At 40.8% G+C, this 13793-nt stretch carries 12 protein-coding genes; 6 read left to right on the forward strand and 6 right to left on the reverse strand.

Annotation, left to right across the window (positions count from 1 at the left end; genetic code table 11):
- Window positions 1-3: 3 nt before the first annotated feature.
- From ACE1AT_RS12260 to rfbC, 6 genes are all read right to left on the reverse strand, one after another.
- Window positions 4-1215 (reverse strand): glycosyltransferase family 4 protein, encoded by a 1212-nt coding sequence (locus ACE1AT_RS12260; protein ID WP_374868609.1) that lies wholly within the window; start codon window positions 1213-1215, stop codon window positions 4-6.
- A complete protein-coding gene (locus tag ACE1AT_RS12265; RefSeq protein WP_374868611.1) occupies window positions 1216-1791 on the reverse strand; it encodes a Uma2 family endonuclease in 576 nt (191 codons plus the stop codon).
- Window positions 1792-1855: 64 nt separating this feature from the next.
- Window positions 1856-2704, reverse strand: coding sequence for a glycosyltransferase (locus ACE1AT_RS12270; protein ID WP_374868613.1), 849 nt, complete (start codon window positions 2702-2704; stop codon window positions 1856-1858).
- Entirely contained in the window at window positions 2701-3777 is a 1077-nt protein-coding gene (locus ACE1AT_RS12275) for a glucose-1-phosphate thymidylyltransferase (protein WP_374868615.1), read from the reverse strand. Before ACE1AT_RS12275 ends, ACE1AT_RS12270 begins: the two co-directional genes overlap by 4 nt.
- 52 nt (window positions 3778-3829) lie before the next feature.
- Entirely contained in the window at window positions 3830-4714 is an 885-nt protein-coding gene (rfbD, locus tag ACE1AT_RS12280; protein WP_374868617.1) for a dTDP-4-dehydrorhamnose reductase, read from the reverse strand.
- A gap of 190 nt (window positions 4715-4904) precedes the next feature.
- Window positions 4905-5474, reverse strand: a complete 570-nt coding sequence (gene rfbC / locus ACE1AT_RS12285; RefSeq protein ID WP_374868619.1) for a dTDP-4-dehydrorhamnose 3,5-epimerase — start codon at window positions 5472-5474, stop codon at window positions 4905-4907.
- 134 nt (window positions 5475-5608) lie between these two features.
- Between rfbC and ACE1AT_RS12290 the strand changes: the two genes are divergently transcribed.
- The 6 genes from ACE1AT_RS12290 to ACE1AT_RS12315 all read left to right on the forward strand — a co-directional run bounded on the left by ACE1AT_RS12290 (window position 5609) and on the right by ACE1AT_RS12315 (window position 13784).
- The gene (locus ACE1AT_RS12290) at window positions 5609-7315 is read left to right on the forward strand and encodes an anthranilate synthase component I (protein ID WP_374868621.1); all 1707 of its coding nucleotides are present in this window, start codon (window positions 5609-5611) and stop codon (window positions 7313-7315) included.
- Between the two features lie 475 nt (window positions 7316-7790).
- A complete protein-coding gene (pipX, locus tag ACE1AT_RS12295) occupies window positions 7791-8069 on the forward strand; it encodes a transcriptional coactivator PipX (RefSeq protein WP_016860526.1) in 279 nt (92 codons plus the stop codon).
- Entirely contained in the window at window positions 8066-8737 is a 672-nt protein-coding gene (locus tag ACE1AT_RS12300; protein WP_374868624.1) for a YggS family pyridoxal phosphate-dependent enzyme, read from the forward strand. Before pipX ends, ACE1AT_RS12300 begins: the two co-directional genes overlap by 4 nt.
- 598 nt (window positions 8738-9335) lie before the next feature.
- Complete coding sequence (locus ACE1AT_RS12305; protein WP_374868626.1) at window positions 9336-9935, forward strand: cell division protein SepF; 600 nt, start codon at window positions 9336-9338, stop codon at window positions 9933-9935.
- Between the two features lie 124 nt (window positions 9936-10059).
- The gene (gene proC, locus ACE1AT_RS12310) at window positions 10060-10872 is read left to right on the forward strand and encodes a pyrroline-5-carboxylate reductase (protein WP_374868628.1); all 813 of its coding nucleotides are present in this window, start codon (window positions 10060-10062) and stop codon (window positions 10870-10872) included.
- Between the two features lie 236 nt (window positions 10873-11108).
- Window positions 11109-13784, forward strand: coding sequence for a DEAD/DEAH box helicase (locus tag ACE1AT_RS12315; protein WP_374868630.1), 2676 nt, complete (start codon window positions 11109-11111; stop codon window positions 13782-13784).
- Window positions 13785-13793: the final 9 nt, after the last annotated feature.

Genomic DNA, 13793 nt, shown 5'->3' on the forward strand with positions numbered 1-13793 from the left:
TCACTACAAACACATAAAGTTTTTCAGGATTTCTGTTGTTGCTAGTCCTGTTTTTTCCCAACTAAATTGATTTGCTCTGTTGATACTAGCAATACATAGGCGATCGCGCAGTTGTGTATCAGTCGCAATTTTATCCATTGCTTCTGTAATTTCTCTGATATTATAAGGATTGATCAGAATCGCAGCATCACCAGCGACTTCTGGGAGAGAGGAAATATTGGAGGTTATTACGGGAGTACCGCAGGCCATTGCTTCTAGAACCGGGAAACCGAAACCCTCCCAGAGACTAGGAAAAACGAGTGCGATCGCCCCACTGATAATTTTTGGTAATTCGCTGTAGGGAACATAATCCAAAAATTTGACTTGCTTACCGATACCCAATTCCTCAACTTGTGCTTGCAACACAGGAGTATAACGCTGATCCTGTGGTCCTGCTAACCACAATTGGTAATCATGATGATTTGGTAAGCTGGCAAAAGCAGCAATGAGTCTGTTGAGGTTTTTATAAGGATCGTGTCTACCAATATAAAGAAAATAAGGGCAAGATTTTGATAACGCGGACATAGGGAGACAGGAGAGATGAGAAGCTAAACCAGAAAAACTCCTCCCTTGTCCCCCTAGTCTCCCTTGTCCCCCCTGTCCCCGATCCCCGATCCCCGATCCCCGATCCCCGATCCCCACATCTTCTACAAAGGGTCGAAAATGATTAACATCATGCGCTAGAAGAATTGGCGTAATTTTCCTCACAGGAATTTGGTAAAAATCAGTAATATCTTTAGCGGTAGCTTGGGAATTACAAATAATGTGTTGCGCTTGCTGAAGAACTTGGGGAATATAGTGGCGAAAGTAGGGTGTCAAAGGCGAAAAACGTTTAGGAAAACGCAATGGAATTAAGTCGTGAACCATCACGACAAAACGAGAATTAGAATAGAGTGGCGCTTCTGGAATCGGGGAGAAAATTAGTTGAGATTTTAGCTTTTTATATATTTTTGGTAATTGAAACTGTGTCCATACTAAGCGATCAAAATGCCCTTTTGTACCATCCGCAGGCGTCAGATTACCAGGAATTGAGTAACATTTAAATTCTGGATAATTTAGAGCAGTTAATAAAGTAGGATGAAGATATTTTAAATAAGGAAAAAGATTTTTGGCATAATTACTTATGCCTGTAGGCTGAGAAAATACCACAGATAAATTAATTAATAAATCGCTCATTTATTCAAACTTAATTCGCTCATAAATTTGATGATATGGTATTTTACAGTTAACTGAAAGTAGAGTCAAAATTCCATCTTGAGCATCAGATTCTCTAAATAACCAATTTCCATCTGATGTTTTACTAAATTGCTCAATGTGAATTGAATACTGATCAATTAAAATATATTCTTGGAATTCAGATATAGAACGGTAATAAGAAAATTTATCGCCGCGATCGTGACTGCTTGTAGATTTCGATAGAACCTCGAAAATTATACAAGGGTTGAGGATTGTATCAGTACGTCCTTCTTCAAAAATAGGTTCATCTTTAATAATTAAGATATCTGGATAAGTGTATTGACGATAGCGAGGAATCCATAAGCGTAAATCATTGGCATAAATGCTGTAACCTTGTTCTTTAAGGGCAAGAGTTAGAGCAATAATCAAATTAATAATGATTTGATTATGATTAATCGAACCTCCTGTCATTGGAATAATTTCTCCATCACAATATTCGCTGCGGTACTCAGCAGTTTCTTCATGTGCCAAGTACTCTGCTGTTGAGTAGTAACGGGGTAGACTTTGCACAACCATAACACTTGTTTGTAGTTCAAAACTCAGTCAGATAACCTTAGTCTAACATTGGGAATCTTGTTATTCACTCATTACGTCCTTTCCACCAATAAATAAAAACTCCATAAATTTTACCCAACCCTATCTGAGGTTTGATAAACATCAAGACTAACGCATAAAAAATCAGCCTGGTTAATCTCAAGCTGAAAACTAGTTTATTTGTATATCTATCTAAACTTAATAAATAACCATAGGTGCTATTTGTTATTTTTCGGAAGATATATTTATTTGTAATAGAAGAAGGCTGATGTATGACTCCAAATTCTTGAGTGATTGCTATGAGATGTCCTTGCTGGGCGTAACGTTGACAAAAATCGAAGTCTTCATAATAAAGAAAATAAGCAGGATCAAATAAAGGACATTCTCCAAAGTTGCAGAGATTAATTATGAAACTACAACCTGTTACCCAATCACATTTAATATAATCTGTGTTTGGATCGGTAAATAGATTTAGACTTGAAATTTCGCCTGTTTTCGCATTAAAATAACCACCTGCAAACCAAACTTCACCAGCAGGAGTATGAATAACTGTACCAAGAATAGAAATTTCAGGGTGAGATTTCAAAAATAACTGGAGTTTCTCTAAATGATTTTCTTGGAAATATGCATCTGGATTAATTATCCAAACAATAGCTTGTGAGTCTTCAGTATATATATATTTCAACCCAAGATTACAAGCATTGCCAAAACCCAAATTATTTGCAGCATTTAAAATAATTACATAATCATTTTTAAGATTGTTAATTGAATCATCATCAGGAGAGTTGTTGATGATAACTACCTTAAAATCTAAATTTTTCTGATTGGGTAAAGAAGCAATTAATTTGGCAATAAGATGCGTTGAATAATAGTTGACTGTTAAAAAGTAGATCACGTTAATTCGATTTGACAGTCATCACCAATCATAAATCGCAAGGCTTTCGGACGCCGTAGAGCAGTGGTTAATTGCGCCCTTTGTCCAATCACGCTGTCAATAATACGTTGATGAATTCCTGTTATTTTAGCACCTTCTAAAACTACACTATGTTCTATATCACTTTCAATCAGTTTGGTATGATCGGCAATGCTTGTGTAAGGGCCTATGAAGCAGTTTTCTAAATAACAATTGTTACCTATGACTACAGGACCACGAATAGTAGTGTTAACTATTTTAGAATTAGCGCCAATCTGAACTCGCCCAATTATATTACTTTCGGCATCTATTTCCCCTAAGATTTTTGTGTTTAAATAGGTATCAAGAATCAGGCGATTTGCTTCTAATAAGTCATCTTTTTTACCAGTATCTAGCCACCAGCCTTCCAATTGACAAGCTAGGACTTGCTTTTGCTGGTCTATAAGGTATTGAATAGCATCAGTAATTTCGAGTTCACCTCGTGCAGAAGGTTGGATACAGGCGATCGCATGATGAATAATGTGAGAAAAAAAGTAAACCCCCACTAATGCCAAATTAGAAGGGGGTACTTTCGGTTTTTCGACTAACTGCAAAACTCGTCCGCTTTCATCAACCCTAGCTACACCAAAAGCGCTAGGATTATTTACTTGACGCAAGAGAATAATCGCATCTTGCTGTTGAGTAGTAAATTTTTGCAGAAAGTAGCTTAAATCGCCTTGTTGAATTAAGTTATCGCCTAAGTACATCACAAAAGGCGAATCTCCCAAAAAGGGATAAGCAACTTTCACCGCGTGGGCGAGTCCTGCTGGTTGTTCTTGTAAGATATAGGTAATTTTTGCTCCAAAGCGATCGCCATTTCCGGTTTTAGCTTGTACTTCTGTTCCCGTTTCTGGGCTGATGATGATACCAATATCAGTTATACCAGCGGCAACCATCTCTTCAATGCCATACCATAGAATTGGCTTATTTGCAACGGGTACAAGTTGTTTTGCCCCTGTATAAGTTAGAGGACGTAAACGAGTACCTTTACCGCCAGCAAGAATTAATGCTTTCATAAGTATTGGTTTAGAAGATATTGAATATTAGTTAGCAATATAAAAATAGCTACTAACTACTAACTAATAACTCTTGCAACATTTTCCTTAATCTTTGTCGCCAATGGGGCGGATGATTTCCCAAAATCTCTGCTATTTTGGCACATGCTAGAACTGAGTAGCTTGGGCGGTGGGCTGGTGTAGGATATTCGGGAGTAGTAATCGGGATAACTCGTTGGATTTTCAGTGGAAAACCTAATTGTTGGGCTTCTTCAAAAATTGCCACAGCAAAGTCATACCAGCTAGCAACGCCACTGTTGGTATAGTGGTAAGTTCCAGCAATTTCTGAATTCAATTGGGGTATTAATTTAGCTATGGTTTCTGCTATGTCTTTCGCCCAAGTAGGACTACCGATTTGATCTGCGACAACCCGAATTTCTTCTCTTTCTCCTCCTAGTCGTAGCATCGTTTTGACAAAATTGCTTTTACCAAAAGTTCCATAAACCCAAGCAGTACGTAGAATGAGATGATGATTGTAAGTCTCGCGAATACCTTCTTCTCCTGTTAGTTTAGTTTGACCATAGATACTTAAGGGGTTAGTTTGATCTTCTTCTTGATAAGGACGACAATTGTTGCCATCAAAAACGTAATCAGTAGATATATGAATCAAAAAAGCTTGTTGTTTTTTGGCTTCCTGTGCCAGAATTTGCGGGGCTGTTGCATTAATAGCTTTTGCTAATTCTGGTTCACTTTCAGCTTTATCAACCGCAGTATAAGCAGCAACATTGATGATAATTTTTGGTTGCTTTTCTCTAATTACACTGGATATAGTATCTGGTTGGGCAAAATCTACAGTGGGACGCGCAACTGAAATTACATTGGCGTAGGTTGATAAAATTTGTTTTAGTTCTTGACCTACTTGACCATTACTACCGATTATTAGAATTAATTTACTCATAAATTAATACTTGAAAATACTGATTCTAAAGCATTAGTTTGTATTTTTAATATTTTTTTAATGTCAAGTTAGCGGATATCATTATGTGAATAATGAACAAAGATATAAGCATGTAGCGATCGCCCTCCAAACCCATATTTAGTTCATTTTGCAAAAATGCTGCCACAGTTTACGCCACAACCACAATCATCTACTTCATCGCTAAAATAGGGCATTGAGTGAAAACTTCGGACTCTGGAAAAAGTTTACCTGCCTTGTCTTTAATAGATAGGATTGGTGATGTGGTGAGACGCCAGTCTATTCCCAAGTCGGGATCATTCCAAAGGATGCATCGTTCATACTGGGGTGCATAGTAATCTGTGGTTTTATAAAGGACTTCGGCAAATTCTGAAAGTACAACAAAACCGTGAGCAAACCCTGGTGGTATCCAAAGTTGGCGTTTGTTCTCGGCGTTGATTTCATAACCTATCCACCTACCAAAGGTCGAGGAGCTTTTTCTGATATCTACAGCAACATCAAATATACTACCACTAACTACTCTGACCAACTTTCCCTGTGGTTGTCGAATTTGGTAGTGTAAACCACGCAAAACATTTTGTTTGGAGTAAGAATGGTTATCTTGGACAAAGTTAAATAAATGGCTAGTAGCTTCAGCAAATTTTTTATAATTATAGCTTTCAAAGAAAAAGCCACGATCATCTTGGAAGACTTCAGGTTCAATTATGAGAATATCAGGAATTTCAGTACAAATAATCTTCATTTTAGTAGCAATTTTACAGACTATCAATGTATATTCAATTACTATAAATTGAATATACCAAATATAGTAAAAACAAACTCAAAATTAACTTTCAATTATCTCCTAGATTACTGCTGATTGAGTTAGTCAAATTTATGATACAACCTTGGTATTGGCGATCGCTTCCTTTAAGAAATCGCACTGGTTCCGATATTTTCGCTGCTTTATTTGGTTATAAACAGACATTAGGAATAGCAACTTTATTAGAAAGTCCATACCCAACACCAACAGATAACCCTCAACTATCCCGTTATTCTATTTGTGCAGGCGCTCCTCGTTATCTAGATGGATACCCCCAAATGTGGACTCCGGCGCTGGGAGAAGTTTTACCATTTCTCGAACAGTTACTGCAACAAAAAGTAGGGGGAGTAAGAGGACAAGGGGGAGAAAATATTTTTCACGCTCCTCCTCACACCTCCCTATCTCCTCACCTCCCCTTTACGGGTGGTTGGCTAGGTTGGTTAGGGTATGATATCGCCAGAGAAATTGAGCAGCTACCATACACTAAATCTGATTCATTACCATTTCCGGTTGCTTTTTGGTACGAACCAGATAGTTTTGCCGTTTTAGATCATTGGGAGCAAATCTTATGGTTAGCCGCCAGTAGCCCCGATGAATTCGATGAATTAGAGAGAAAGTTGGAAGAAGACACGGAAACTAAAAGACTCGAAGACACGGAGAAATTTTTCATAAAACCCCCATCTCCCCCTGTCTTTTTGTCCCCTTTCTCTCCCTCTAATACTCTGCGCTTCTACAGTTCTCAAGAAGAATACGAAGCAGCAGTTAACCATGCCAAAAAATACATTCAGGCTGGAGACATATTTCAAACAAATCTCTCGTTACGGTTTGAAACACAAACAACTGTTTCTGGTTGGGAGATATATCGTGCTTTGCAGCAAATCAATCCTTCTCCTTTTGCTTGCTATTTTCAAACACCGTGGGGAGAAATCATTAGTTGTTCACCAGAGAGGTTAGTAAAATCACAAAGACATACAGACACCAAATTTCATGTCTCCACCAGACCGATCGCCGGAACGCGATCGCGTGGGATGATGCCAGAACAAGACCAAAAATTAGCAGAAGATTTACTCAATAACACCAAAGAACGTGCCGAACATATCATGTTAGTGGATTTAGAACGTAATGATTTAGGACGGGTGTGTGAATGGGGAAGTGTGAACGTTGATGAATTACTGACTATTGAACGCTATAGTCACGTTATGCATCTGGTTAGCAACATCACAGGTACTCTCAGAGATGATGTTAGCCCTGTTGATTTGATTCGTGCCATATTCCCTGGTGGTACAATCACAGGCTGTCCCAAAGTTCGTTGTATGGAAATTATCGAAGAACTAGAACCTGTACGGCGTAGCTTGTTCTATGGTTCCTGTGGCTATTTAGATTGGCAAGGGAACTTGGATTTAAACATCTTAATTCGTACTCTGCTTTTGGCTCCCTGTTCCGAAGGACAAGGGGAACATGGGGGACAAGGGGAGCCACTGCGTTGCGCGGGTCAAGAGCGTTGTAGCACGTGGCGTGGACAAGGAAGACAAGGAAGCAGGGAGCAGAGAGACGCACTAGACGCGGAGAAAAAAACCAATGCCCAATGCCCAATTTACACACCAAGCACACCAAGTACTCCAAGCACATATATTGTCTGGGGACAAGTGGGAGCAGGAATTGTCGCAGACAGCGATCCCGAACGAGAATGGCATGAATCTTTACACAAAGCTCAAGCACAACTACAAGCGCTAGCAACTGTTTTAGGGGATCAGAGATCAGGGATCAGGAATCAGGAATAGGGGAGTATAAGGAGTGAGCATTGACCATTGACCATTGACCTATTGGTAGGCTGTTTGCGAATTTGTATAACAAAAAGACGGCAATTATGGCAGCATTGGTAGAGGGGAAACAAACAGAGGATGAGAGTAAAACAGGAGGGAATGGGCAAATTTTCCTTTCATGTCTCTACCTCCTCAAGCCCTCTGAACGCTTTACCCCAAATGCTAGTGCCTTTAATTACGACAGCAATATGCCTTAGCTACGCATTATCTACAGTTTAGGTAAAAGTTAGAGAGAGGGTAAAGGCATTATTATTAGTTTGGAAAAAGGTCAGAGTCCAAAGGCTTTTAAGTTCCTTTTCCCCTTATCCCCTCCAGGAGGTTCCACCTTTTGTTTTACCCCTGACTTTTGCAAATGAAACTGTCAGCCTCACCAATCTTGGCATTCAACTGCGAAAACATACTATCTATACTATTCTTACCTTCAAGTATTTAAATGAACCCAGAAAGCTCAGAAACTTACATCAATCATCCAACTTGGGGTTTGCTCTATAGGATCTGTATGGTGGATGAAAACCAAGAGTTATTCACTACACTGTATGCTCAACGCCTATTTTTTTTAGTAATAACTGACGCTAAAGGTGTCAAATTTCAGCCGATAGGACGTACTGAAGCCAGAATGTTGCTAGAAAATCGCTTGCGTAATCTACGTCGTACAGGACAAGCTCAGGAGTACGATCAGTTGCAAAGTATCTTCCAACGCACCTTCCAATGAGCAGCCCGATTAGCGAACGTATTAATACTGTGCGTGCAGAACTACCACCTTCAGTTCGGTTGATTGCAGTTAGCAAACAAGTACCAACTGATGTCATTCGTACTGCCTATACTGCGGGAATTCGAGATTTTGCCGAAAATCGCATTCAAGAAGCGATCGCAAAACAAGCAGAGTTACAAGACTTATCTGATATTACTTGGCATTTTATTGGACACTTGCAAAGCAATAAAGCCAAAAAAGCCTTAGAAAATTTCCAGTGGATTCACTCAGTAGATAATTTGAAGCTAGCACAGCGCTTGAACGAGTTAGCGCAGCAAATAGGCGTGAGTCCTCATGTGTGTCTGCAAGTCAAAATTCTTCCTGATCCCAATAAGTCGGGTTGGAGTGTACCTCAGCTTTTAGCTGACTTACCAACACTGAATCAATGCAAAAATTTACAAATTCAAGGTTTGATGACAATTCCGCCTCTGAGGCTAACTGAGCAGGAAATTATGGCAGTGTTTAATCGCACACGTGAACTAGCTCAAGAAATCCGCGAACAAAACTGGCCCCATATTCAAATGCAGCATCTTTCAATGGGAATGTCAGGTGATTATAAACTAGCCATAGAAGCAGGTGCAACGATGGTGCGTTTAGGAACAATCTTGTTTGGAGAGCGTAGTGCGTAAATTGGGCATTGGGCATCGGGCATGGGGAACAGACTTGTTAAATAATTCTCCCTTGTCTCTCTTCCCTTATCCCTTGTTCACGATTTTGATGATCTGTTGATTATTCTGTCCTTAAAAATTATTTTTTTTACAGAATTAAATCCGTAGAGGTCGGTTTTCAAAGCTGTCTCTACGGTTTTTTGCTTTCTGGCTTTCATCTGAGTTTGGCAATAAATGAAACATTGAGCCTTGTTTTCTGTAATTTTGAGATAGCAGATGCTAAGATTTGCTTTATTAAGAATTGTTGCAAATAAATTATCAAAGATGTTGGTGTAGCAAATAACTGAGTATAAAGTATAAACAAAAGCAAACACATAAAAACTTTGGGGTTAAAGCAACTTTGCATTCAAAAATAGTTAGGCTATAATCTTGACTCATTATTGCGTGCAAGCTAGATACAAACGTTCTAGGGGGGCGTTCGTTCAACAGTTTGCGCCGTAGTACATGTTACAAACAACTTATAGAATTGCAAAAGCGTCCGCTCTGTGTAGCGGCATAGGTAGGCAGCATTAATTGTTGTCAGATCCCAGAAGGTGATTTGCACCAGGAGCGTAACACTATGAACAATATCTTCTCTAAACTGAGAGACTTTGTTGGTTTAAATGAGCCAGTAGAATACGAGTATTATGAAGAAGAACCTGAAGCAGAAACTTATCAGAATCTGTATCAGGAGCAAAATCAACAGCCTGTACCCCAAGAAGCTACCTCAGCCAATCGACGTTGGCGTGAACCCATGCCTACAATGAATGCGAATCCAGATGTAGCAACTGCTTCTGCAAAAACAATGAGTAATGTTATTGGTATGCCCGGTGCTATTAATGGTATTTCAGAAGTTTTAGTACTAGAACCACGTACTTTTGAAGAAATGCCACAGGCAATTCAAGCCTTACGAGAGCGAAAGTCAGTGGTATTAAACTTGACAATCATGGACCCTGATCAAGCACAGCGAGCTGTTGATTTTGTTGCAGGTGGCACTTACGCATTGGATGGACATCAAGAACGTATTGGCGAAAGCATCTTTTTGTTTACACCCAGTTGCGTCCAAGTCAGTACCCAAGGCGGAGTTCTTCACGAAGTACCTCAACCACCACTACGTACACCACGTCCCGTACCTGGTAATCAAACTTGGGGAAGCGAACCCAATCGCATGGTACAATAAACTAAAATTAGTCAAAAGTCAAGAGTCCACAGTCCAGAGTATTGACTATTGACTATTGTACGCGATTAATCGCGTCTCTAGACCAATGACTATTGTACAGACGCGATTAATCGCGTCTCTACTAATGACTCATAAATTTGGATTAATTGGCGGCGGGGTAATGGGAGAAGCTTTATTATCCCGCCTTATTGCTCGCTCGATTTATCATCCATCAGAAGTGATGGTTAGTGAACCACAGCCCACACGCCAAAGTTTTTTAGCAGAGCAGTACAATGTGGCTGTGACAGGTGATAATCGCTTGGTTTTTAGCCAAACAACGGATGTAATATGTTTAGCTGTTAAACCCCAGGTTTTCAGTGCGATCGCTCAAGAATTAGCGGATGTCCTTGATCAAAGACATTCACCGCTAGTGGTTTCTGTATTGGCGGGTGTAACTTTATCCAATTTAGAAGCAGCTTTTGGGCAATTACCAGTAATTCGAGCAATGCCAAATACGCCAGCAACCGTAGGTGCAGGGATTACTGCTATTACTCCTGGTGCTTATACCCACATTAAACATCTGGAAATAGCACGGAAGTTGTTTTCAGCAGTGGGGGAAGTAGTAGAAGTACCAGAATCACAAATGGATGCAGTCACTGGTTTATCAGGTAGTGGGCCAGCTTATGTAGCATTAATGGTAGAAGCACTTGCAGATGGAGGAGTCGCCGCAGGTTTACCCAGAGCGATCGCCAATCAACTAGCTTTACAAACAGTCTTGGGAACTGCTCAGTTATTACATGAAACTAAACTCCATCCCGCAGAACTCAAAGATCGTGTCACCAGTCCCGGCGGAACCACAATTACTGGTATTGCCCAGCTAGAACGTTCAGCATTTCGCTCTGCTCTGATTGAAGCAGTCAAAGCTGCTACCATCCGTTCTCAGGAGTTGGGGAAATGAAGGGGATTGGGGATCGGGGAAAGGGGACAAGGGACACAAGGGAGACAAGGGGGACAATTAATCAGTTATCAGTTATCAAATTAAACTGGTAACAGTTAACAGTTAACTGTTAACTAATTCATGTCCCATGCCCGATACCCGATCCCCGATTCCCGATCCCCGATCCCCGATCCCTAATGCCCTACTTGCTAAGGCCTCATATAATATAGTAAAAGTCTGGTTGCAATTGTGATTGAGTGAATTATTCTGCACTGTCTTCAGAAGTAGACCCCAGTTCTGTATTTCCTTTTGAACTGGATGCGTTCCAGCTAGATGCGATCGCTTCTCTCAATGCTGGAAGTTCTGTGGTGGTTTGTGCGCCAACAGGTTCGGGTAAAACCTTAGTTGGAGAGTATGGTATTTATCGTGCCTTGGCGCGAGGAAAACGGGTATTTTACACTACCCCCCTGAAGGCACTTTCTAACCAAAAATTACGTGATTTTCGTGAACAATTCGGCTTTGATGCTGTTGGGTTGTTAACAGGAGATGCTTCCATCAATCGGGATGCACCAATTGTAGTCATGACTACAGAAATTTTCCGCAACATGCTTTATGGCACACCCATTGGGCAAGTTGGTATCTCCTTAACAGACGTGGAAGCAGTGGTGTTAGACGAATGCCACTACATGAATGATCGCCAACGGGGAACAGTTTGGGAAGAATCGATCATTTATTGTCCCCACGAAATTCAACTGATTGCTCTATCAGCAACTGTCGCCAATAGTGAACAACTCACCGACTGGCTGAATCAAGTCCACGGCCCGACTGATCTGATCTACTCAGATTTTCGCCCCGTTCCTTTGGAATTTCACTTTGGAAATCTCAAAGGGGTATTTCCACTGCTGAATGACAATAAAACCCAAATTAACCCGCGTCTGCTCAAACGAAACAGAAAAAAAGAATTAGAAAAAGGCAAGGGCAATCGCAGACCGGAAGCACCTAGTATAAATTTTATTCTTAGTCATCTCCAGCAACGAGATATGCTGCCAGCAATCTACTTTATATTCAGCCGTCGCGGCTGTGATAAAGCAGTGGCAGAAGTCGGTGATATGTGGTTGGTAAATGAGCAAGAAGCGCAGCAACTACGGCGACAAATTGACGACTTTTTCAGCCGTAACCCAGACGCGGGGCGAGCCGGACATATTGCTCCCCTCTATCGTGGTATCGCCGCACACCACGCCGGGATTTTACCTGCGTGGAAAGTACTAGTAGAAGAACTATTTCAGCAAGGACTAATTAAAGTCGTATTTGCCACAGAAACCCTAGCAGCAGGAATTAACATGCCTGCTCGCACAACAGTGATTTCTAGCATATCCAAGCGTACTGATACTGGACACCGGATGTTGACAGCTTCTGAATTTCTGCAAATGGCAGGAAGAGCGGGGCGTCGGGGTATGGATGAAGTCGGTCATGTGGTGACATTGCAAACTCCCTTTGAGGGAGCAGAACACGCAGCAGCTTTGGCAATCAAAAAACCAGACCCGTTGGTCAGCCATTTTACGCCCAGTTATGGCATGGTATTGAACTTGCTGCAAATTCATACTCTTGATGAAGCTAGAGAACTCATCGAGCGCAGCTTTGGTCAGTATTTAGCAAATGTGCATCTCCAACCAAGGCAGCAATATATTGCCCAGTTGCAAGCAGAATTAGAGGAAATTAATACACAAATTGCTGAGGTAGAAGAAAGTGAAATCGCTAGCTATGAAAAACTGCGACAACGCCTGAAAGTAGAACAAAAATTATTAAACACACTGCAAGAGCAAGCAGACGAAGGGCAACAAGAAGAATTAAATATGATGCTCAACTTTGCCGTTTCAGGGACATTACTTAGTCTAAAAGGTAAATACTTAACAATGTCTCTGCCAGTAACCGCAGTACTAGTCGGCAAAACCCAAGGTGCTAGCCAAACACATTATTTAGTGTGTTTAGGGAGAGATAACCGTTGGTATGTAGCAACTACAGCAGATGTAGTCAATTTATATGCAGAATTACCGAGAATTGATGTACCTCCTGACTTGCTACCACCTGCACAGATGAATTTAAAGCCAGGACAGTCCTGTCGTGGTGAAGAAGAAAGTAGAGCGATCGCTAGCCAAATTCCCGAACCAGAGGAATCTCTACACACACCGCCTGAAGTAGTAGAACAACTCCATGTGGTTGCAAGTTTACGAGAGCAAATAGAAGCTCACCCACTGCATAAAACTGGCAATGTCGGTACTATTTTCAAACGAAAAGTACGGGCTGCTGAACTAGAAGAAGAAATTCAAGAATTGCAAACACAGATAGAGCAACAGTCCCAACGACATTGGGAAGAGTTTCTTAACCTGATTGAAATTTTGCAATATTTTGAAGCCTTAGATAACTTATTACCTACACAATTAGGACAAATTGCCGCAGCAATTCGGGGTGAAAATGAATTGTGGCTTGGTTTAGCCCTTGCTAGTGGAGAACTAGATAACCTCGACCCCCACTGTTTAGCAGCAGCAGCAGCAGCATTAGTGACAGAAACTCCCCGTCCAGATAGTAGAGTGCGCTTTGAACTTAGTGATGAAGTTGCAGAAGCCTTAGCGAAATTGCGTGGAATTCGCCGCAAAATGTTCCAACTACAACGCCGTTATAACGTCGCTTTACCCATGTGGTTGGAGTTTGAATTAATCGCTTTAGTAGAAAAGTGGGCATTAGGGATGGATTGGGTTGAACTGTGCGACAATACCAGTCTAGACGAAGGTGATGTCGTACGGATTTTGAGGCGGACACTGGATTTATTATCCCAAATTCCCCACGTACCTTATATGTCAGACTCCTTGGTGCGTAATGCTTTACGTGCTATCCAGTTAATTGATCGCTTCCCAGTCAATGAAGTTATGGAATAGTCAAGAAAA

Origin of the sequence: Pelatocladus sp. BLCC-F211 (assembly GCF_041928655.1) — a bacterium.
Taxonomy (GTDB): domain Bacteria; phylum Cyanobacteriota; class Cyanobacteriia; order Cyanobacteriales; family Nostocaceae; genus Pelatocladus.